This is a genomic window from Streptomyces sp. NBC_00503 (assembly GCF_036346895.1).
Taxonomy (GTDB): Bacteria; Actinomycetota; Actinomycetes; order Streptomycetales; family Streptomycetaceae; genus Streptomyces.
The window spans coordinates 5,252,410-5,274,037 of the sequence record NZ_CP107855.1; the positions used below are offsets into that span (position 1 = coordinate 5,252,410).

19 protein-coding genes are annotated in these 21,628 nt (G+C 72.8%); 13 read left to right on the top strand and 6 right to left on the bottom strand.

Translation table 11 applies throughout. The features are described 5' to 3' along the window. The first annotated feature begins 26 nt into the window (after positions 1–26). Entirely contained in the window at positions 27–785 is a 759-nt protein-coding gene (locus OG490_RS24515) for a ferritin-like fold-containing protein (protein ID WP_330298430.1), read from the top strand. 114 nt (positions 786–899) lie between these two features. On the opposite strand, the gene OG490_RS24520 is transcribed toward OG490_RS24515, so the two are convergent. The 4 genes from OG490_RS24520 to OG490_RS24535 form a co-directional block, all read right to left on the bottom strand. Continuing rightward, the gene (locus OG490_RS24520; RefSeq protein WP_330298431.1) at positions 900–1,202 is read right to left on the bottom strand and encodes a hypothetical protein; all 303 of its coding nucleotides are present in this window, start codon (positions 1,200–1,202) and stop codon (positions 900–902) included. 131 nt (positions 1,203–1,333) lie between these two features. After that, on the bottom strand, positions 1,334–1,561 hold the full coding sequence (locus OG490_RS24525; RefSeq protein ID WP_330298432.1) for a DUF3107 domain-containing protein: 228 nt from the start codon (positions 1,559–1,561) through the stop codon (positions 1,334–1,336). 228 nt (positions 1,562–1,789) lie between these two features. Then, entirely contained in the window at positions 1,790–2,428 is a 639-nt protein-coding gene (locus tag OG490_RS24530) for a TetR/AcrR family transcriptional regulator (protein WP_330298433.1), read from the bottom strand. Positions 2,429–2,595: 167 nt separating this feature from the next. Continuing rightward, on the bottom strand, positions 2,596–2,811 hold the full coding sequence (locus OG490_RS24535; RefSeq protein ID WP_330298434.1) for a hypothetical protein: 216 nt from the start codon (positions 2,809–2,811) through the stop codon (positions 2,596–2,598). Positions 2,812–2,932: 121 nt separating this feature from the next. Here OG490_RS24535 and OG490_RS24540 point away from each other — a divergent pair, with 121 nt between their 5' ends. From OG490_RS24540 to moeZ, 12 genes are all read left to right on the top strand, one after another. Further along, positions 2,933–3,955, top strand: coding sequence for an alpha/beta fold hydrolase (locus tag OG490_RS24540; RefSeq protein ID WP_330298435.1), 1,023 nt, complete (start codon positions 2,933–2,935; stop codon positions 3,953–3,955). A 241-nt stretch (positions 3,956–4,196) separates the two neighbouring features. Next, positions 4,197–5,537 (top strand): DUF3152 domain-containing protein, encoded by a 1,341-nt coding sequence (locus OG490_RS24545; RefSeq protein ID WP_330298436.1) that lies wholly within the window; start codon positions 4,197–4,199, stop codon positions 5,535–5,537. A gap of 46 nt (positions 5,538–5,583) precedes the next feature. Continuing rightward, on the top strand, positions 5,584–5,679 hold the full coding sequence (locus tag OG490_RS24550; RefSeq protein WP_330298437.1) for an Ms4533A family Cys-rich leader peptide: 96 nt from the start codon (positions 5,584–5,586) through the stop codon (positions 5,677–5,679). A 228-nt stretch (positions 5,680–5,907) separates the two neighbouring features. Continuing rightward, the gene (locus OG490_RS24555) at positions 5,908–7,662 is read left to right on the top strand and encodes an ABC transporter substrate-binding protein (RefSeq protein ID WP_330298438.1); all 1,755 of its coding nucleotides are present in this window, start codon (positions 5,908–5,910) and stop codon (positions 7,660–7,662) included. Further along, positions 7,659–8,642 carry an ABC transporter permease gene (locus OG490_RS24560; RefSeq protein WP_330298439.1) on the top strand — a complete coding sequence of 328 codons (984 nt, stop codon included), beginning with the start codon at positions 7,659–7,661 and terminating at the stop codon, positions 8,640–8,642. Before OG490_RS24555 ends, OG490_RS24560 begins: the two co-directional genes overlap by 4 nt. After that, a complete protein-coding gene (locus OG490_RS24565) occupies positions 8,639–9,631 on the top strand; it encodes an ABC transporter permease (protein WP_330298440.1) in 993 nt (330 codons plus the stop codon). Before OG490_RS24560 ends, OG490_RS24565 begins: the two co-directional genes overlap by 4 nt. Then, positions 9,628–11,418, top strand: a complete 1,791-nt coding sequence (locus OG490_RS24570) for an ABC transporter ATP-binding protein (RefSeq protein ID WP_330298441.1) — start codon at positions 9,628–9,630, stop codon at positions 11,416–11,418. Before OG490_RS24565 ends, OG490_RS24570 begins: the two co-directional genes overlap by 4 nt. A 172-nt stretch (positions 11,419–11,590) precedes the next feature. Continuing rightward, positions 11,591–13,261, top strand: coding sequence for a DUF3492 domain-containing protein (locus OG490_RS24575; protein ID WP_330301050.1), 1,671 nt, complete (start codon positions 11,591–11,593; stop codon positions 13,259–13,261). Further along, entirely contained in the window at positions 13,258–14,157 is a 900-nt protein-coding gene (locus tag OG490_RS24580) for a hypothetical protein (protein ID WP_330298442.1), read from the top strand. The genes OG490_RS24575 and OG490_RS24580 overlap by 4 nt, the downstream gene beginning before the upstream one ends. Positions 14,158–14,264: 107 nt before the next feature. Then, on the top strand, positions 14,265–15,302 hold the full coding sequence (locus OG490_RS24585; protein ID WP_330298443.1) for an NAD-dependent epimerase/dehydratase family protein: 1,038 nt from the start codon (positions 14,265–14,267) through the stop codon (positions 15,300–15,302). Continuing rightward, complete coding sequence (locus OG490_RS24590) at positions 15,290–16,036, top strand: spherulation-specific family 4 protein (protein WP_330298444.1); 747 nt, start codon at positions 15,290–15,292, stop codon at positions 16,034–16,036. The genes OG490_RS24585 and OG490_RS24590 overlap by 13 nt, the downstream gene beginning before the upstream one ends. An 83-nt stretch (positions 16,037–16,119) precedes the next feature. Then, positions 16,120–17,298 carry an adenylyltransferase/sulfurtransferase MoeZ gene (moeZ, locus tag OG490_RS24595; RefSeq protein ID WP_330298445.1) on the top strand — a complete coding sequence of 393 codons (1,179 nt, stop codon included), beginning with the start codon at positions 16,120–16,122 and terminating at the stop codon, positions 17,296–17,298. A 90-nt stretch (positions 17,299–17,388) separates the two neighbouring features. Here moeZ and OG490_RS24600 read toward each other — a convergent pair whose 3' ends face one another. Both OG490_RS24600 and OG490_RS24605 read right to left on the bottom strand, forming a co-directional pair. Further along, positions 17,389–18,981, bottom strand: coding sequence for an alpha/beta hydrolase (locus OG490_RS24600; RefSeq protein ID WP_330298446.1), 1,593 nt, complete (start codon positions 18,979–18,981; stop codon positions 17,389–17,391). A gap of 82 nt (positions 18,982–19,063) precedes the next feature. Further along, positions 19,064–21,601, bottom strand: a complete 2,538-nt coding sequence (locus OG490_RS24605; RefSeq protein ID WP_330298447.1) for an ABC transporter permease — start codon at positions 21,599–21,601, stop codon at positions 19,064–19,066. Between the last annotated feature and the right edge of the window lie 27 nt (positions 21,602–21,628).

A 21,628-nucleotide genomic window follows, 5' to 3' on the forward strand; every position in this document is an offset into this window, starting at 1 on the left:
CCTTTCGGCGAGCTATTGTGCGGAGCATGTCGACCGTTGAAAACGCATCGCCCGCCGACGGCAGCGCCCCCGCAGAGGCGGCCGGAATCGCCGCCCAGGACTGGGCCACGGCCTCCGCATCGCCGCAGTACAAGGCTGCTGTGGTCGATCTCCTCGGGGCGCTCGCGTACGGCGAACTCGCGGCCTTCGAACGCCTCGCGGAGGACGCGAAACTCGCGCCCACCCTCGGCGACAAGGCCGAGCTCGCGAAGATGGCCTCCGCCGAATTCCACCACTTCGAGAGGCTCCGCGACCGTCTCGCCGCTATCGACGCGGACCCCACCGCGGCCATGGAACCCTTTGCGAAGGGCGTCGACGACTTCCACCGCCAGACCGCGCCGTCGGACTGGCTGGAAGGCCTGGTCAAGGCCTACGTCGGCGACTCGATCGCCAGTGACTTCTACCGCGAGGTCGCCACGCACCTCGACACCGACACCCGCGGGCTCGTCGTGAGCGTGCTGGACGACACGGGCCACGGCGGTTTCGCCGTCGAGAAGGTCCGCGCCGCCATCGAGGCCGACCCGCGCTGCGGCGGCCGGCTCGCACTGTGGGCCCGCCGGCTGATGGGCGAGGCGCTGTCGCAGGCGCAGCGCGTGGTCGCCGAGCGCGACGCGCTCTCCACCATGCTGGTCGGCGGGGTCGACGGCATGGCCGCCGGCTTCGACCTCGCGGCCGTCGGCGAGATGTTCACCCGCATCACCAAGGCGCACACCAAGCGGATGGCGGCCCTGGGCCTCGCGGCCTGACCCGACCTAGCCGTACGCACGCCGGCCCCGGCGCGGGATCATTCCGCGCCGGGGCCGGCGTACGTCGTCAGTCGTGCGGTCCGGGGCCGTCGTCATCCGGGCCCGCGGCGTCGGTCAGCCCCGCGTCGGAACCGAAAACGGAGTCCGGGGGGACGGCCTCCCGGGCAGCTGGGCCGGGCGCAGCAGCAGGGACAGGACCACCGCGGAAACCAGTACCCCGCCGGTGAAGGTCGCGAGCAGGGTGTTGTGCCCGGGGCCCAGGGCCGTGTGTGTCAGGTACGCGCCGAAGAGTGCTCCGGAGACCCCGCTCACCAGCACCATCCGCGGTGAGGGCAGCCGCTGGGCGAGCGCTCGGACGGCCGCCCCGGACAGGGCCAGGCCCAGGAGAGCGGAGCCAAGCGCCTCGATCAGCAGCATGGGGGATCCTCCCAAAGCGACGGGGGCGTACCGGGGTGGTGCCTCAACTGGCTCCTACCCGAAGCGGAGGAAACGGAAACGGCCCGGTGGAGTCATCCACCGGGCCGTTTCGGACGTTCTCGGTGCGCTGCTCAGAGCGCGCCGAAACCGACCTTCCGCGCGCTGGGCTCGCCCAGGTCGACGTACGACAGGCGGTCGGACGGCACCAGGACCTTGCGGCCCTTGATGTCCGTGAGGCTGAGCAGCGGCGCCGAGCCGGACAGGGCGGCGGTGACGATGCTCTCCAGCTCCTCGGCGCTCAGGTCGCTCTCAAGCACGATCTCCCGGGGTGCGTGCTGCACGCCGATCTTGACCTCCACGGCCTTGTCCCTCCGACGGTCCGGTTCGCGCGATCTGCCGCGCCGTTACCCGGTCCACATTAGCCCGGAGAGACGAGGTGTCCGCCGCAGGGCGGCCACGCTCGCAGCGAACAGCAGGCCGGTCAGGGCCGGACCGGCGCCGCCCAAAGGCCAGCCCGGACGTCCGCCCGGACCTCCGGGCGGACATCGGCTCGGACGTTCGTACCGACGTCCGTCTCAGACGTTCGTTCAGACGTCCGTGGGGTGCAGCGGGAAGCCGGCGATTCCGCGCCACGCCAGCGAGGTCAGCAGCCCCACCGCCGTATCGCGGGCGACCGGGCTCTCGCTCGACAGCCAGTACCGGGCCACGACCTGCGAGACCCCGCCCAGGCCCACGGCCAGCAGCATCGACTCGTCCTTCGACAGGCCGGTGTCCTCGGCGATGACGTCGGAGATGGCCTCCGCGCACTGGAGCGAGACGCGGTCGACGCGCTCGCGCACGGCCGGCTCGTTCGTCAGGTCCGACTCGAAGACGAGCCGGAAGGCGCCGCCCTCGTCCTGGACGTAGGCGAAGTAGGCGTCCATGGTCGCGGCGACGCGCATCTTGTTGTCGCTCGTCGACGCCAGCGCGGTGCGCACGGCGAGCAACAGCGACTCGCAGTGCTGGTCCAGCAGCGCCAGGTACAGGTCGAGCTTCCCCGGGAAGTGCTGGTACAGCACCGGCTTGCTGACGCCGGCGCGCTCGGCGATGTCGTCCATCGCCGCGGCGTGGTAACCCTGCGCGACGAATACCTCCTGGGCCGCGCCCAGGAGCTGGTTGCGCCGGGCCCGGCGCGGAAGTCGCGTGCCCCGCGGACGCGCTGCCTCGGTCTGCTCGATGGCTGTCACGCCGCCTCCCACTTTCTCTAGAACACAGTGCGCCTTGCGCCGCGCCGCCATCGTACTTTTCGGTAACCGAATCTGGAGGGTCCAAGCCGAGTTTTCTCGCGGTACGGACCTCCGGTAACCCGCCGGAGATGCTGGTCAGGGCAAGGCCGGCGGGGTTCGGTCGCGGTTCAGCGGTAGTCGTCCTCGTCCAGGGCGACCACCCGGGCCTGCTCCGCGGTATCGGCGGCGCCGGCTTCGCGCAGGCCCAGGCCGGTGAGCGGGTCGTCCTCGACCGGGCTCAATTCGGTGTTCTGCTCCGCCGCGTCCGCCTCGGGGGCTTCCGCGTCGAGGGATTCCCGCAGCTCGGCCTGGAAGGTGTCCGGTTCCGCAGGGTCGACAGTCATGGGGCTCCCCTTTCCACCTACGAGCCTAGGAGGATCGCGGATACCCCGCTAGGTGGCTTCCGAAGCGCCTGTGACACCGAACACAACAGGCCGGGCGTGATCCTCTCGTAACATTGCCCCCATGTCTTCGACCGAGCTGCCGGGTGTGCGGTCCACCGCCGAGTCGTCTCCCCAGGTGGGAGCCGTGCGGATGGCCGAAGGGGAGCAGCTGCGCACCGACCGGCTCCCCGGGCTGGAACTGTCCGTACGGGTCCGCCCGCCGGTCCGGGCCGGCCTGCCGCCCGCCCTATTCGTACACGGGCTCGGCGGGTCCTCGCAGAACTGGTCCGCCCTGATGGCCAAGTTGGCCGACACCGTCGACGGCGAGGCCCTCGACCTGCCGGGCTTCGGCTGGTCCCCGCCGCCCGCCGACCGGGACTACTCCGTCACCGGGCTCGCCCGGGCCGTCATCCGCCACCTCGACGCCGCCGGGCGCGGGCCGGTGCACCTGTTCGGCAACTCCCTCGGCGGAGCCGTCTCCACCCGGGTCGCGGCCGCCCGCCCCGACCTGGTGAGCACGCTGACGCTGATCTCCCCGGCCCTGCCGGAACTGCGGGTGCAGAAGTCGGCGGTGCCGACGGCGCTGCTCGCCGTACCGGGCATGGGCGTGCTCGTGGACCGCCTCACCCGGGGTCTGAGCGCCGAACAGCGCACCCGGGGGGTGACGGACCTCTGTTACGGAGACCCCTCACGGGTGACGCCGGAGGCGTTCGCGGCGGCCGTCGAGGAGATGGAGCGCCGGATCGCGCTGCCGTACTTCTGGGACGCGCTGGCCCGTTCCTCGCGCGGCATCGTCGACGCCTACACCCTCGGTGGTCAGCACGGACTGTGGCGCCAGGCGCAGCGGGTACTGGCGCCGACGCTGCTGGTCTACGGTGGCCGGGACCAGTTGGTCTCGTACCGTATGGCCCGCAAGGCCGCGGCGTCCTTCCGGGGTTCGCGGCTGCTGAGTCTGCCCGAGGCCGGACACGTGGCGATGATGGAGTACCCCGAGGTGGTCGCGGCCGCCTTCCGGGAGCTGCTGGAGGACTCCGGCGGCGTGCGCGACACCGCGCCGGACCCGGATCCGGCTCGGGACACCGATGACGAAGACGGCAAGGGCTGAGGACACCGTGGGACGACATAGTCGCAAGGACCCTGCCCCGGCCGCTGCCTCCGGCCCCGGCGGCGGTCCGGGCTCCGGCTCAGGCCGTCCGGCACAGGCCGGGCAGGCAGCCGTTCATGCCCAGGCCCAGGCTCATGCGCAGCCTCATGGCCAGCCTCATGTTCATGCCCAGCTCCACGCCCAACCCCAGGCTCCCGCAGCCTCCGGATGGGCCGAGCCTCCCGCCGCCCACCGGGGCCACGTGCCCCCGTCGCGCCCCGGTCCGGGGTTCGGTGCGCGCGGCGGGCATCCCGAGCAGCACGAGTCCGGCGGGGCCTGGGGCTCGGGTTCCGTGCCCGGGTCCCCTTCCGCCTCCTCCGCCTCCGTGTACGGGGACTGGCGCGGGGCGCCGCGCGGCCGGTCCTCGGCGGGTGCGGCCACCGCGGTACCGGTCCGGGACGGCGACACCCCGGCCTTCGGCACCCCCGCGGTCGGCTTCCCCCGACTGGACCTGGACTCGCCGCTGACCGCCACGGGCTCGCACCGCCGGATCCCGGTCCCCGAAACCGCGTTCCCTGAGACGGCCCTCCCCGAAACCGCCTTCACCGCCACCGGCTCGCACCGCCGGGTCTCGGTTGCCGAGACGGCCGTCCCGGAATCCGCCCTCACCGCCACCGGTTCCCACCGCCGGATTCCCGCGCCCCGTACGCCGGTCGCTCCCGTCGCTCCCGTCGCCCCCGCAGAGGCGCCGCCGGCCGGGTCCGGGCGCGGGCTCAAGGTGCGCACGTACACCGGTATGGCCGCCGCGGCCGTCACCACCGTGCTCGCCGTCGTCGTCGCGGGCCAGGTGGCCTCGGAGAGCGACACCGACAAGAGCGCCGCCCGCGCCGCCACCGACGGCTCCAACAGTCACGCCGCCCAGGGGAACTCCGCGGCCTCCCGCTCCGAGGACCGCCCCACCCCGGACAGCTCCGGTGCGGCCGCGGCTCCCGCGCAGGAGCTCTCGTACGACCAGAAGATGGCCCAGCAGTTCCCCATCGACGCCAAGTTGAAGGGGCCCGGCACCTTCGACACCGTGCCCGGGGTGGCGCCCGCGCCCGGCAAGGGCCAGGTGATCCGCTACCGGGTCGACGTGGAGCAGGGGCTCGGCCTGGACCCGCAGCTGTTCGCCGAGGCCGTCCAGCGCACGCTCAACGACGACCGCAGCTGGGGCCACGGCGGTACGAAGACCTTCGAGCGGGTGCCGGGCGGCGAGGCCGAATTCGTGATCACGCTCGCCAGTCCCGGGACCACCGGGGTCTGGTGCGCGAAATCGGGGCTCGACACCACCGTCGACAACGTCTCCTGCGATTCCGCGTCCACCAACCGCGTGATGATCAACGCGTACCGCTGGGCCCAGGGTTCGGTCACCTACGGCGCGGACCAGATGTTCGCCTACCGCCAGATGCTGATCAACCACGAGGTCGGCCACCGGCTCGGACACGGGCACGTGAGCTGCCAGACACCGGGCGCGCTCGCGCCGATCATGCAGCAGCAGACCAAGTCCCTGGACATCAACGGAATCCAGTGCAAGCCCAACCCGTGGGTGTTCCCCGGGAGTTGACGAACCGCGTTGACAAGCCGTCCGATGGTCGGTAATTGTTCTCCGCATGTCGCACCATCACACCACCGCCGCGAGCGCCGCCATTGAGCTGGCGCTGCTCGGTGTGACCGCGCACAGCGTGGCCGACATCTTCTGTCGCTGACGCCTCCCTGAGCGCGCGCGGCCTTCTCCCTTCCTAATTCCCGCGCCGTGCCCGGGGGCTTTCTCCAGCCCGCAGGCGCGGCTTCTTCACGTTCTCCGTCCCGGCCGTCGGCACTCCGCCGGCCCCGCTGACGTCGATCACGACCGCCGCCCCTCGCGTGGCCCGCTCCGCAATCCGCATTCAGCATCAGCATCCTGAATCCCTTGCATGCCGAGAGGTCGTTTTCCCATGCTTTCCGCCGGTTCCGCCCGCCATCAGACAGCACGCCGCCTGGCCGTGGTCGCCGTCAGCCTCGTCCTGGCCGGGGGCGCCGCGGCCTGCGGGCCCAAGGGTGGCTCGGACCAGGGGGCGCAGAAGACCGGCGCCGCGGGCGCCGCCGGGGGCACGCCGCAGAAGGGCGGCACCCTCACCGTCCTCAACGCCGAACCGCAGAACGACTTCGACCCCGCCCGGCTCTACACCTCCGGCGGCGGAAACGTTCCCTCGCTCGTCTTCCGCACCCTGACCACCCGCAACCGCGAGGCCGGACCGGCCGGCACCAAGGTCGTGCCCGACCTGGCCACCGACCTCGGCAAGGCCAACGCCGACGCCACGGAGTGGACGTACACGCTCAAGGACGGGCTGAAGTACGAGGACGGCACGCCGATCACCACCGCCGACATCAAGTACGGCATCGAGCGGTCCTTCGCCGCCGAGCTGTCGGGCGGGGCCCCGTACCTGCGCGACTGGCTGGTCGGCGGGGAGACCTACGAAGGCCCGTACAAGGACGGCGGTAAGGGGCTCGACTCGATCGTCGTGCCCGACGCGAAGACGATCGTCTTCAAACTGCGCAAGCCCGAAGGGGAGTTCCCCTTCCTCGCCACGCAGACGCAGTTCGCGCCCGTACCCAAGGCCAAGGACACCGGAGTCAAGTACGAGGAGCACCCCGTCTCCTCCGGCCCGTACAAGGTCGCCAAGAACGAGAACGACGGCGAACACCTCACCCTGGAGCGCAACGAGAACTGGGACGAGAAGACCGACGAGGAGCGCAAGGCCTACCCGGACAAGATCGACGTCCGGTCCGGACTCGACGCGGCGGTCATCAACCAGCGCCTCTCCACCAGCTCCGGCGCCGACTCGGCCGCCGTCACCACCGACACGAACCTCGGCCCCGCTGAACTCGCCCAGATAGGCGACAACAAGGAGCTGGCGGGCCGGGTCGGCACCGGGCACTTCGGCTACATCAACTACCTCGCCTTCAACCCCAAGGTGGCCCCCTTCGACAACCCGAAGGTGCGCCAGGCCATCTCCTACGCCATCAACCGCACCAGCGTGATCAACGCGGCCGGCGGCTCCGCGCTCGCCGAGCCCGCCACCACCTTCCTCCCCGAGCAGGAGGCCTTCGGCTTCACCAAGTACGACCACTTCCCGGCGGGCAAGACCGGTGACCCGGCCAAGGCCAAGGAGCTGCTGGCCGAAGCCGGTTACAAGGACGGGCTCACCGTCACCCTCACCCACTCCACCGCGCAGAACCGCCAGACCAGCCCCGAGGTGGCCACGGCCGTCCAGCAGGCGCTCGCCGCCGCCGGAATCACCGTCAAGCTGGAGGGCCTGGAGAACAACGCCTTCAACGAGAAGCGCTGGGACGCCAAGAACACCCCCGGCTTCTTCCTCTCCCGCTGGGGCGCCGACTGGCCCTCCGGCGCACCCTTCCTCGCCCCGATCTACGACGGCCGCCAGATCGTCACCAACGGCACCAACTACAACCACGCGCAGCTCAACGACCCGGCGGTCAACGCCGAGATCGACGAGATCGCCAAGCTGACCGACCTCGCCGCGGCCGGCAAGCGCTGGGGCGCGCTCGACAAGAAGATCGGCGAGCAGGCCCTCGACGTGCCGCTCTTCCACCCGGTCTACAAGCGGATCGTCGGCAAGGACATCAAGAACGTCGTGATCAGCGACTGGACCGGCGTCCTCGACATCTCGCAGGTCTCGGTCAAGTGACCCTCCTCGCCCACCCGTCGGCGTCCGTGCCCGGGGCCACCGCCCCGGGTCCGGGCGCCGGACGCCAGGTCTGGCGGCGGCTGCGCACACGGCCCGCGGCCGTGGCGGCCGCCGCCGTCCTCGCGCTCCTCGTCCTCCTCGCCCTCGCCGCGCCGCTGCTCGCGCAGCTCGCCGGCCAGGACCCGAACGCCTACCACGACGAACTCGTCGACTCCGCACGCGGCGGCGTCCCCCTCGGCTCCTTCGGCGGGATCTCCGGCGACCACTGGCTCGGCGTCGAGCCGGGCACCGGCCGCGACCTCTTCACCCGTCTGATCTACGGGGCACGGGTCTCGCTGCTCGTCGCGCTCGGCGCCACCGTCGTGCAGGTCTGTGTGGGCGTGGCCGCGGGGCTCGCCGCAGCCCTCGGCAACCGCTTCACGGGCGGGTTGATCGGCCGCCTCACCGATGTGCTCATCGCGCTGCCCATGCTCGTGATCGCGATCGCGCTGACCGCCGTCGTTCCACCCGACTTCCCGCGCCCACTGCTGCTGATCCTCGTCATCGGGCTGCTCGGCTGGGGCTCCACCGCCCGTATGGTGCGGGCCCAGACCCTGTCGCTGCGCGGCCTGGACTTCGTCGACGCCGCCCGGCTGTCCGGCAGCAGCACGCTGCGGATCGCCCGCCGTGAACTGCTGCCCTCGCTGGCGGCACCCGTCATCACCCTCGCCGCGCTCCACGTGCCGGGCAACATGGTGGCCGAGGCCTCGCTCTCCTTCCTCGGCGTCGGAGTGAAGCCGCCGACCCCGTCCTGGGGGCAGATGCTCTCCAGCGCCCAGACCTGGTTCCGCGCCGACCCCACCTACGTCCTGCTCCCCGCCGGGCTGCTCTTCGTCACCGTGCTCGCCTTCACCGTGCTCGGCGACGCCGTCCGCACGGCCCTCGACCCGCGCGCGGGCTCGCGCCTGCGGGTCGGCACCCGAAAGGAGCGCGCGGCGTGACCCGCTTCGTACTCAAACGGACCGGCGGCGCACTGCTCGTGCTGCTCACCCTGTCCGTCCTGATCTACGCCCTCTTCTACCTCGCCCCCGGCGACCCCGCCCGCCTCGCCTGCGGGGAGCGCTGCAACCCGGTGCAGATCGCCCAGGTGCGCGAACAGCTCGGGCTGAACGCCTCGGCGCCCGCGCAGTACCTGCACTTCCTCCAGGGACTGCTGGTGGGCCGGGACTACTCCGGCGGCGCCGGGGTCGTCCTGCACTGCGACGCGCCCTGCCTCGGATTCTCGTACCAGAACGACCAGCAGGTCGCCGAGCTGATCCTGCAGCGGCTCCCCGCCACCCTGTCGCTGGCGCTGGGCGCCCTGGTGATCTGGCTCGTCATCGGCGTCGGCACCGGCCTGCTGTCCGCACTGCGCCGGGGCGGCCTCACCGAGCGGGTGCTGACCGTGCTCACCCTCGCCGCCACCGGAACCCCCGTCTTCATCCTCGGGCTGCTGCTGCTCATGGCCGTCTGCGCCTACCTCCAGTGGCTGCCGTTCCCGACGTACGTGGCCTTCGGCGACGATCCCGAGCAGTGGGCCTGGAACCTGCTGCTGCCCTGGGTGACCCTCGGCTTCTTCGAGAGCGCCAAGTACGCCCGACTGACCCGCAGTTCCACGCTGGAAACCCTCGCCGAGGACCACATCCGCACCTTCCGCGCCTACGGGGTCGGGGAGCGGGCCGTCGTGACCCGGCACGCCGTGCGCGGCGCGGTGGCCCCGGTGATCGCGCTCAGCGCCGTGGACTTCGGCACGATGATCGGCGGCGCCGTGCTGACCGAATCGCTGTTCGGGATCCCAGGACTCGGAAAGACGCTGATCGACGGGGTCCGGGTGGTGGACCTGCCCGTGGTGGTGGGTGTGGTCCTGGCCATCGGTACGGCCGTGGTCCTCGCGGGCGTCGTCGCCGACCTGCTGTACGCCGTCGCGGACCGAAGGGTGGCCCTGTCATGACGACGACCGAACCGCTGGTGGAGGTGACCGGCCTCGTCGTCGACTTCCCGGTCGGCGGACCGGGGGAGCACGTACGGGCCGTGGACGGAGTCTCCTTCACCCTGGACCCGGGGCGCGCCCTGGGCATCGTGGGGGAGTCCGGAAGCGGCAAGTCGACCGTCGCGGCGGCCCTGTTGGGGCTGCACCGCGGGACCGGCGCGCGGCTCGGCGGATCCGTCCGGGTCGGCGGCACCGATGTGGGCGCGGCCTCGCCGTCGGAGCTGCGGGACCTGCGCGGGGGCGTCGCCGCCATGGTCTTCCAGGACCCGTTGAGCTCCCTCGACCCGTACTACGCCGTCGGCGACCAGATCGCCGAGGTGTACCGGATCCACGCGGGCGGCACCCGGCGCGCGGCCCGTGCGCGGGCGGTGGAGGTACTGGACCGGGTCGGCATCCCCGACGCGGTGCGCCGGGCGCGTTCGCGGCCGCACGAGTTCAGCGGCGGCATGCGCCAACGGGCCCTGATCGCGATGGCGTTGGCGTGCGAGCCGCGGCTGCTGATCGCGGACGAGCCGACGACGGCGCTGGACGTCACCGTGCAGGCTCAGATCCTCGACCTGCTGCACGGGCTCCGCGAGGAGCGGGGGCTCGGGCTGGTGCTGGTCACGCACGACGTGGGGGTCGCGGCGGAGAGCGTGGACGAGGTGCTGGTGATGAAGGACGGGGCCGTGGTGGAGCGGGGGCCGGTGGGGGATGTGCTGTCGCAGCCGTCCCACGGGTACACCCGGGCCCTGCTGGCCGCCGTGCCGAGGCTTGACGCGCCGGCGGGGCGGGATGTGGCGGGGCCGGATGTGCCGGTGCGGCTCAAGGATCGGGGCTCCGCCCCGGACCCCGCGCCTCAAACGCCGGCGGGGCTGGATTTGCCTGTCGTCGAGGCGTTCGCGTTGCGGAAGGAGTTCGGGCGGGGGAAGCGGCGGGTGGTTGCCGTGGGTGGGGTTTCGGTTGCCGTGCGGGCGGGGGAGACGCTGGGGGTCGTGGGGGAGAGCGGCAGCGGCAAGAGCACGCTCGGGCGGATGCTCGTCGGGCTGCTGGAGCCCGACTCGGGGCAGGTCCGCCGCGGTGGCCGGGGGGTCGCGGGGGTGGCGTCCGGGGTCCAGATGGTGTTCCAGGACCCGGTGTCCTCGCTCAACCCGCGCCGCTCGATCGGCGAGTCGATCGCCGATCCACTGCGCGCGCCGGGGGCGGCCGGGAGGCGCGACGAGGCCGCGGTCCGGGCCCGCGTCGGCGAACTGCTGGTCCGCGTCGGGCTGGAGGCCGCGCACTACGACCGCTACCCGCACGAGTTCAGCGGCGGCCAGCGCCAGCGCGTGGGCATCGCCCGCGCCCTCGCGCCCCGGCCCCGGCTGATCGTCTGCGACGAACCCGTCTCCGCCCTCGACGTCACCACGCAGGCGCAGGTCACCGCCTTGCTGGCCGAGCTCCAGCGGGAGCTGGGCATCGCGCTGGTCTTCATCGCCCACGACCTCGCGGTGGTGCGGCAGGTCAGCGACCGGGTCGCCGTCATGCGGGGCGGCGTGATCGTGGAGGAGGGGCCGGTCGACGAGGTCTACGACCGCCCGGCGCACGCCTACACCCGCCAGCTGCTCGCCGCCGTTCCCGCCCTCGATCCGTCCCTGGCCGCCGAGCGGCGGCTCGGCAGGCACCGGGTCCCGGGCGACGGGGTCCTGGGCGAAGGGGGCCTCGGTGAAGGGGTCCTCGCCGGCTCGGTCCTCGCGGGCCCCCGGGAGGTCGTGGCGCGCTCGAAGTAGTTCTTAGCGTGCTCGAACGCGAACCGTACGGGAAAGTTACGACTCTTCACCCCTTCCGGTGGCGCGACGGACAACCGTCCGTCGCGCCTTCGGCATATCCGCTTGAGTTCGTATCCGGCGGGTCGCCGGACCGACGGAGACCGCCTGCAACGGGAGATCGGGGGTGCCACTCGTGCGGATCGGACTGCTCACGGAAGGTGGTTATCCGTATGCGACGGGGGAAGCGAGGCTGTGGTGCGACCGGCTCGTGCGCGGGCTCCCGCAGCACGAGTTCGAGCTCTACGCCCTGAGCCGCAGCGCCGAGCAGGAAGAGCGCGGCCGCGTCCCGCTGCCCGCCCACGTCACCCGGGTGCTGACCGCCCCGCTGTGGGCCCCGGCCGACGACGGCCGCAGCTACGGGCGCCGCGAGCGCCGCCGCTTCGCCGCCGCCTTCACGGAACTGGTCCGCGGGATCTGCGGCGCCGACGCCGGACGGTTCGCGGACGGCCTGTACGCACTGGCCGAACTCGCCGGTGACCAGGGCGGATTGTGCGCGGCGCTGCGCTCCGAGACCGCCGTACGGGCGGTGGAGTCCGCCTGCCGCGCGCCGGGATCGAGCAGGACCGTACAGCGGGTGCAGGTCGCCGACCTGCTGGAGTTCGTGGACGAACTGGAGCGGCTGCTGCGCCCGTTGTCCCTGGACTGGTACGAGGACCTCCGCGAGGTCGACGTCTGCCACGCGGCCGCGGGCGGGGTGGCGGCGCTGCCCGGCCTCCTGGCCAAACGCTTCTTCGGGGTGCCGCTCCTGGTCACCGAGTACGGGGTCCAGCTCCGGGCCCACTACCTGGAGCAGCCGGCGCCAGGCGAGCGGCCGGCCGTACGGGCCCTGCTCGCCGCCTTCCACACCCGCCTCGCCGGGGAGATCTACGCCCAGGCCGATCTGCTCACCCCCGGCAACGCGCACGCGCGGCGCTGGCAGGAACGCTGCGGGGCCCCGCGCGAGCGGCTGCGCACGGTCTACCCCGGGATGGAGGCGGACCGATTCGCCGCCGTCGGCGAGGACACCTCCTGCGGGGACCCCGACACGCTCGTGTGGATCGGCCGGATCGAGCCCGCCAAGGACCTGATCGCCCTCCTCCACGCCTTCGCCGAGGTCCGCAGGTCCGAACCGGCCGCGCGGCTGCGGATCTTCGCGACCTCCGTCGCCGCGGGAGAGGCCTCGGTCCAGTACCTCGCCGACTGCCGCTCGCTCGCCGCCCAGCTCTTCCCCGACGAGGCCGCCGACGCCCACGCGGTCGGCGAGAACCCGGTCACCTTCGAGGTGGTCGGAGCCCCCGAGGCCCCGTCCGCGGCCGACGCGTACGGCGCCGGGCGGGTCGTCGTGCTCTCCTCCGTCATCGAGGGCTTCCCGATCACCCTGGTCGAAGCGATGTTCTGCGGCCGGGCCACCGTCTCCACCGACGTCGGCGCCGTCTGCGAGGTGATCGGCGGAACCGGGCTCGTGGTGCCCCCGCGCAACCCGCGCGCGCTCGCCGAAGCCTGCGTCTCGCTGCTGCGCGACCCCGAGCGGGCCCAGCGGCTGGGGGCCGCCGCCCGGGCGCGCGCCCTGGAACTCTTCACCGTCGAGCAGAACGTCGAGGCCTTCCAGGAGTCCTACCTGCGGCTGCTGGCCCGGGGCCCGGCCCGCCCCGACGGAGCCGCCACCGGAGTCCCCTTCGAGCAGCCCCCCGAAGCCCGGGTCCCGGGCCGCTGGGCCACCCCGACCTGGGCAGCCCTGCCGGACAGCACCCTGCCGGAGAGCACACCGCCGGACAGCACCTTGCCGGAGAGCACCCCCCTCACGAGTTCGGAGGTCTCGGGATGACCGTCCCCCTGGACGAAGCCGTCCCCGTCGACCCGGCCCAGCGGCGCAGGCCCCGACTCGGCGGGGATCCCGTCAAGGCGCTGCTCCACCGCCACCGGGACCTGTGCGAACGCGCCGTGGACTCCCTGGAGATCGCGGCCGGCCTGGAGGCGCACGGGATCACCGACCGCACCGCCGCCCGGTTCCGCCACCGGGACGTCTTCTCCCTCGCGGAGGAGCTCTACGCCCGGACCCCCCGCGCCCAGACCCCGCCCGCCCCGTTCGCCGGGATCCCGGTCGACCCCCGGGCGGTACGGGGCTTCGGATGCGCCCTGCTGCCCGGGGCCCTCGCCCTCGGAGCTGCGGCCGCCGGGGTGCCCTGGGCCGGAGCCCTGGCTGCGGCCGCCACCGTCGCCGCCCTCGGGTGGCCGGGCCGGGCCGCCGGGGGCAGGTTCCCCGCCGGGGTGTACCTGCTCGCGGCCGTCGTCGTCGGCTGGGCCGTCCTGCGCCACGGGACCCCGCTCGGGGTCGCCCTGGCCGTGGCCGTCGCCCCCGGACACCTGGCCGGCGCCGTCTTCGCGGCCAGGGCGCGGCGCAGGCTCGCCGGCAGCCGGGCCCTGGAGGACTTCGCCGACGGGGTGCGGCCGCTGCTGCTGGGCACCGTGCTGCTGTTCACCGCGGCCGCCGCGGGGGCGGCCGCGCTGGCCGCAGCCCCGTACGCCGTCGCCGTACCGCTCGCGGTGCTGCTGTTCCTGACCCGGCTGATGCTCGGCCACGGCGCCCCGCGCCCGGCCGTCCTGGCGGGGCTGGTCCTCGCCGTGCTCCCGATCCCGGCGGCGGCGTTCCTCGCCGCCGCGGGACTCCTCGTACCCGCCGTCCTCGCCCTGTCGCGGGCTTCCGCGCATGCGCGTTCCTGAGCCCTTCGGAAGCCGACACCGAAGCGCGTACCCCCGTACCGACCCATCCCACCCAGCAAGGAGAAACAGGACATGACCGGCCAGCCAACCAACCAAGGGGCCGCGCGATGAGGGTGCTGCTGATCGGAGCCAACGGATACCTCGGCCGCTACGTGGCGGACCGCCTGCTCGCCGACCCCGCGGTGCAGCTCACCGTGCTCGGCCGGGGCGACGACGCCGACGTCCGGTTCGACCTCGCCAGCGGCAGTCCTGGCGCGCTCACCCGGTTCCTCGACGCCGTCCACCCGGGCGTGGTCATCAACTGCGCGGGCGCCACCCGCGGCGGCGCCCGGGAACTGACCCGGCACAACACCGTCGCCGTGGCCACCATCTGCGAGTCGCTGCGCCGCAGCGGCTGCGGCGCCCGGCTGGTCCAGCTCGGCTGCGCCGCCGAGTACGGCCCCAGCCAGCCCGGATCGTCCACGGCCGAGGACGCCGTGCCCAGACCGGGCGGACCGTACGGGGTGAGCAAGTTGGCCGCCACCGAACTGGTGCTGGGCTCCGGGCTCGACGCCGTTGTCCTACGGGTCTTCTCGCCCGTCGGCCCCGGCACCCCGGCAGGATCCCCGCTCGGCCGCCTCGCCGAGGCCATGCGGCGCGCGATGCAGTCCGGGGACGGCGAGCTCAAGCTCAGCGGGCTCGGCGTCCAGCGCGACTTCGTCGACGTACGGGACGTGGCGCGGGCGGTGCACGCCGCCTCGCTGTCCGCGGCCCAGGGCGTGGTCAACATCGGCACCGGGCGGGCGGTCCGGCTGCGCGACGCGGCGGCCGTGCTGGCGCGGGTCGCCGGGTACGCGGGCTCCCTGCACGAGCTCGACGTACCGCAGCACGGCCAGCACGGCCAGCACCCCCAGCAGCACGGCCAGCACGGGCTCGGGGGCCGCCCTCCGGGGCTCGCCGCCATCGGCTCCCCGCGCTCCGAGGCCACCGCCGAGCAGCTGGCGGCAGCCCAGGCCGCACAGCCCCCGTACCCCTACCCGGACGGCTGCGGAGCCTGGCAGCAGGCCGACGTCCGCACCGCCCGCGACCGGCTCGGCTGGCGGCCCAGGATCAACCTGGAGGAGTCCCTCGCGGACATCTGGATGGAGGCGGCGTGCCGCATCTGAGCACCCCGGCGGCCGCGGCGGCCACCGGGACGGGCCGGCTCGGCCTCGGCGTCCCCGGGTACGCGCATCCGCTGCTGGCCCCGGTGGAGTGGGCCGAGCTGACCCGGCCCGGGACCCCGCTGCACTGGGCCGTGCTCAACGTCACGGACGGGCCGGGCGGCCGGCCCGACCCGCACTGCACCGAGGCGGCCGCGAAGCTCCGTAACGCGGGCGGCGTGGTCCTCGGCCATCTCGCGATGCGGGACGGGGAGCGGTCCTTCGGGGAGCTGGTCTCCGACGCCCACCGCTACCGGGACTGGTACCGGGTCGGCGGCTTCTACCTCGCCGAGGCCCCGTCCGGCCCGGCGGAACTGGCCTCCGTGCGCCGGGTCGTGGACACCCTGCGGGGGCTCGGCGAGGACCTGCGGATCGTCCTCGGACAGGGCACCCACCCGTGCGAGGGCTATGCGGAGACCGCCGACCAGCTGGTCACCTTCTCCGGGACCTGGGCCGACTACCGTTGGTCGCAGGTGGCGGAATGGACGGCGGACCACCCGCCGGAGCGGTTCTGCCACCTGGTCCACGGAGTGCCCCGCACGCACCTGGAGGAGGCGGTCCGGATCGCCCGCTGGCAGGGGGCCGGAACCATCTGGTTCACCGACCGGCGCGGCGCCGGCGACCGGGACCCGTGGGCCTCGATGCCCGGGTACTGGGACGAAATCGTCTCGCGGATCGGGACAGGTGTCTCGGAATGAAAGGGTGCGTGGCAGTGTTGTGGGGAGAGTAACCAACCGTGGTCCCCGCGCATGCGGGGATGATCCCCATCTCCGGAGTGCCCGTGTCGCTGCCACCCCTGGTAGAGCCAGCTGCTGAGCTCACCGTCGACGAGGTCCGTCGGTACTCCCGCCACCTGATCATCCCGGACGTCGGGATGGACGGGCAGAAGCGCCTGAAGAACGCCAAGGTGCTCGCGGTGGGTGCCGGCGGACTCGGCTCGCCCGCCCTGATGTACCTGGCCGCGGCCGGCGTAGGCACGCTCGGCATCGTGGAGTTCGACGAGGTCGACGAGTCGAACCTGCAGCGCCAGATCATTCACAGCCAGGCGGACATCGGCCGTTCCAAGGCCGAATCCGCCCGTGACAGCGTGCTGGGCATCAACCCGTACGTCAACGTGGTCCTTCACGAAGAGCGGCTCGAAGCCGAGAACGTGATGGAGATCTTCAGCCAGTACGACCTCATCGTCGACGGCACGGACAACTTCGCCACGCGCTACCTCGTCAACGACGCCTGCGTGCTGCTGAACAAGCCGTACGTATGGGGTTCGATCTACCGCTTCGACGGCCAGGCCTCGGTCTTCTGGTCCGAGCACGGCCCGTGCTACCGCTGCCTCTACCCGGAGCCGCCCCCGCCGGGCATGGTCCCGAGCTGCTCCGAGGGCGGCGTACTGGGCGTGCTCTGCGCGTCCATCGGGTCCATCCAGGTCACCGAGGCCATCAAGGTCCTCACGGGCGTCGGCGAGCCGCTGGTCGGCCGTCTGATGATCTACGACGCCCTGGAGATGCAGTACCGCCAGGTCAAGGTCCGCAAGGACCCCGACTGCGCGGTCTGCGGTCCGAACGCGACCGTCACCGAGCTCATCGACTACGAGGCCTTCTGCGGCGTCGTGTCGGAGGAGGCCCAGGAGGCCGCGCTCGGGTCGACGATCACTCCCAAGCAGCTCAAGGAGTGGATCGACAACGACGAGAACATCGAGATCATCGACGTCCGCGAGATCAACGAGTACGAGATCGTCTCGATCCCCGGCGCGAAGCTGATCCCCAAGGGCGAGTTCCTGATGGGCACCGCCCTGGCGGACCTGCCCCAGGACAAGCGCATCGTCCTGCACTGCAAGACGGGTGTCCGCAGTGCGGAGGTCCTCGCGGTCCTGAAGTCCGCGGGCTTCGCGGACGCGGTCCACGTCGGCGGCGGCGTCATCGGCTGGGTGCACCAGATCGAGCCCGAGAAGCCGGTCTACTAAACCGCTCTGCCCAGCAGTCGTGTCACCCGTGAGGGCCGTGCCCCGCTCGTTTCGAGCGGAGCACGGCCCTCACGGCGTTGCGGGCGGGGCTCAGAGCGCCGACACGGAGGGCGACGGCGAGGCCGAGGTCGAGGGCGAGGGGGTGCAGACGGTGTTCGCGCCGGGCACCTTGCCGTCCACGAGGTAGGAGTTCACGGCCTGCTGCACGCACTTGTCGCCGCTGTTGTAGGCCCCGTGGCCCTCGCCCTTGTAGGTCAGCTCCACGCCGACGCCCGGGCCGAGCCGCTCCACCATCTTGCGCGCGCCCTCGTACGGGGTCGCCGGGTCACCGGTGTTGCCGATCACCAGGATCGGGGCCGAGCCCGGGGCGGAGACGTCCGGGGTGCTCCAGGCTCCGGCCACGGGCCAGTCGGTGCAGCTCATCATGGCCCAGCCGAGGAAGTCCCCGAAGACGGGGGAGGCGGCACGGAACTCCGGCAGCTTCGCCTTCGTCTGGGCGAGGGTGGGCCGCTCCTTGGAGTCGGCGCAGTTGATCGCCGCGTTCGCGGCGCCGATGTTGCTGTACCGGCCCTGCTGGTCCCGGCCGTTGAGCGCGTCCGAGAGGGCGAGCAGCAGCTGGCCCTGTCCGCCGTCGGCCTCGTCGAGGCCCTGTTCCAGCAGCGGCCACAGCTCCTTGGAGTACAGGGACTGGGCGATGCCGTTGGTCGCGGCGGTCTCCGTCAGCATGCGGTCGCCGATGCCGGTGACGGGCTTGGCCGCCAGCTTCTTCTGGAGCTCGATGACGTTCGCCTCGATCTCCTTGGCGGTGCTGCCCTGGAGCCGGCAGGCGTCCCCGCGGTTCACGCAGTCCTGGGCGAAGTTGCCGAGCGCGAGCTGGAAGCCCTTGGCCTGGCCGAGCGCCCCCTCCTCCGAGGTCTTGGTCGGGTCGACGACGGCGTCGAAGACGGCCCGGCCGACGTTCTTGGGGAAGAGGTGGGCGTAGACCCCGCCGAGTTCGGTGCCGTAGGAGATGCCGAAGTAGTTCAGTTTCTCGTCGCCGAGGGCCTGGCGGATCCGGTCCAGGTCGCGGGCGGCGTTCTCGGTGCCCACGTGGGGAAGCACCTTGCCGGAGTTCGCCTCGCAGGCCTTCTGGTACTTGTCGATGCTCTCCAGGAAGGCCTTCTCCTGCTCCGGGGTGGCGGGGGAGGAGTCGGAGGCGTAGTACGCGTCCAGCTGCTTGTCGTCCTCGCACTTCACGGGCGCGCTGCGGCCGACCCCGCGCGGGTCGAAGCTGACCAGGTCGTACCGGTCTCGCAGGGCCGCGTACTCGCTGGCCGCGCCGGGCAGGGTGGTGATGCCGGAGCCGCCGGGCCCGCCGAAGTTGAAGACCAGGGACCCGATCCGCTTGTCCTTGTCGCGGGCCTTGGCCCGGATGAGCGCCAGCTCGATGGTCTCGCCCTCGGGCTTCGCGTAGTCGAGGGGCACCTCCAGGACGGCGCACTGCCAGTCCTTCCCGGGCACCTGCCCGCCGCCCTCGGCGGCGGTGGGGGCCTCGCAGTCCCCCCACTTCAGGGCCTTGGCCCCCTGGGCGGCGCCGTCCTTGCCCCTCTTCTCCTTGCCGCCGCCGTCGGAGCAGGCGCTGGTGGCGAGGAGTGCGGCGGCGACGGCGGCGGAAGCGGCGACCCGCAGGGCGTTTGTCGGCATGTCCTCATCCTGTGCGTGCCTCGCCACTTGCGCCCCCGCGCTGACCCATCCGGGTCAGCGCGGGGGCGCGGGGAGCGAACCGTCAGTGCGCGGCCGTGGCGGCGGGGATGTCGACCCGGGCGGCCCGGCGGGCCGGCCAGAGCGAGGCGAGCAGCGCGCCGGCCATGGCCAGCAGGACACCGAGGGCCAGCCGTCCCCAGGGGATGACCAGGGAGTATCCGACGACGCTCTCCTGGAGGGTGCGGCCCATGGCCCAGCCCATGAAGACACCCATGACCGTGCCGACGACCGCGCCGAGGGCGCCGACGAGCAGCGCCTCCGTGCGGATCATCCGGGTCACTCCGGCGCGGTCCAGGCCGATGGCGCGCAGCGTGCCGATCTCCTTGCGGCGTTCGAGGACGGACATCGCGAGGGTGTTGGCGATGCCGAGGGCGGCGATCACCAGGGCCATGCTGAGCAGGGCGTAGAAGATGTTGAGCTGGTCGCCGATGCCGCTGGTGTCCTCGGCCCGGATGCCCTCCTTGTCCAGGACCGACAGGGCGGGGTTGTCGCCGAGGGCCTTGACGATGCTCGCGAGCTGGGCCCGGCCGGGGCCGCCGGCGGTGGCCACGACGATCGCGTCGGTGTACGGGGTGGCGTCGTACCGGGAGACCAGGGAATCGGGTGCGGTGATGCTGGGCAGCACCTTGCTCTGCTCCTCCGCCCGGTAGATCGCGCCGACGGTGACCTCGCCCTGCTTGTCCTGCCGCTTCACCGTGAGCTGCTGGCCGACCTTCCAACCGTTGGCCCTGGCCTTGTACTCGGCGACCGCGATCTTCCCCTGGCCCAGGCTGTCGAGGGAGCCCTCGGTCACCTCGTAGCGCAGGAGGCGGCCTATGGCGGCGGGGTCGACGCCGGTCAGTACGGAGCTGACGCCCCCGATCCGGTACTCGGTGGACTGGTTGAGCGGGCTGTAGGTGGCGCCGGTCAGCTTCTTGAGGGGCTCCGCGGTGGCGGGGGTCATCCGCTGCCCGCCCGAGGGGGCCTGCACCAGGTAGTCGCCGGTGAGGTCGCGGGTGGTCGCGCCGTCGAGGTACTGGGTGGCGGAGGCGCCGAGTACGGACAGGCCCGAGGCGAGGGTGAGGGCGATGGCGAGCGCGGCGGCGGTGGCGCCGGTGCGGCGCGGGTCGCGCACGGTGTTGCGGGCGGCGAGGTCCCCGTCCACCGGACGCAGGCGGATCAGCAGCGGCCGGAACAGGGCGACGAACGGCCGGGACAGGAGCGGGATGAGGGCGATGGTGCCGGTCAGGATGAGGGCGGCGCCGAGGCCGATGACGGTCCGGGCGTCCTTCGCGTCCGAATCCGCGGCGAGGGCTCCGTACAGCATGGCGGCGGCGCCGGTGAGCACCAGAGCGGCGCCGATGCCGGTGCGCAGGGAGCCGGCCCGCGCCGGCGCGGGGGGCTCGGCCGCGCTGAGCGCGGCGACGGGCGGGATGGCCATGGCGCGGCGGATCGGGACCCACGCGGCGATCACGGGCAGGGCGGTGCCGACCACCAGCGCGATGATCACGGTGGCGGGGAGGAGGACCAGCGGGGCGGCCGGGCTGTCGGCGGGGGCGAAGAGCGTCTGGAGCAGGGCGGCGACCCCGGTGCCGGCCACGATGCCGGCCACGGAGGCGATCAGGCCGACGAGGACGGACTCGGCCAGCAGGATGCGCCGCACCTGCTTGCGGGAAGCGCCGACGGCGCGCATCAGGGCCAGCTCCCTGGTGCGCCGGGAGATCAGCATGGTGAAGGTGTTGGAGATGAGGAAGGTGGCCACGAACAGGGCGACCGCCGCGAAGCCCACCATGATCTGGCTCATGGTGTCGCTGCCGCTGGAGGCGAGGTTCGCCTGGATCCGGGCGAGCCGGGCGCCGGTGATCGCGCTGGTGTCCTTGGGCAGCAGCGCTTCGACGCGCCCGAGGAGCTGGTTCGCGTCGGTGCCGGGCGTGGCGGTGATCTCGATGTCCGTGTACCGGCCGGGCTGGAGGTACAGCCGCTGGGCGGTGGCATTGTCGAACAGCACGAGGCTGCCGCCGGGGGAGAGCTTGGAGGCGTCGGTGCGGAAGACGCCGCTGAGCCGGTAGGACTCGGCTCCGGTGCTCGTACCGACGCGCACGGTGTCGCCGACACGGTATCCGCCCCGGGCGGCGGAGGCTTCGTCGAGGGCGACGGCCTTGTCGCCGACCGGTCCGGTGCCCTCCTCGAACTCGTAGGCCGGGTCCGCTCCGTTCGCGCCCGGGGCGAAGTTGCCGCCCTTGCGGGAGTCGTTGTTGCCCAGCAGCCGGCCCTCGTGGTCGGCGACGGCCGCGAAGCCGTTGACGCGGCCCGCGGCGGCGGCGACGCCCGGGACCCCGGCCAGGGTGGCCGCGGTGCCGGCGTCGAGGGTGGCGGGCGGGGCGCCGGGGGCGGTGTCGGGCGAGACGTTGAGGGAGATGCGGTCGTAGCCGGCGCTCGCCCGGTCGGCGGTGGCCTGCTTCATGCTGTCGCCGTAGACGAGGCTGCCGGTGACGAAGGTGACCCCGAGCATGACCGCGAAGACGGTCATCAGCAGGCGGGCCTTGTGCGCGAGCACGTTGCGCAGGGCGGTTCGGAACATGGGATGCGGATCCTGGGAGGCGGGCCC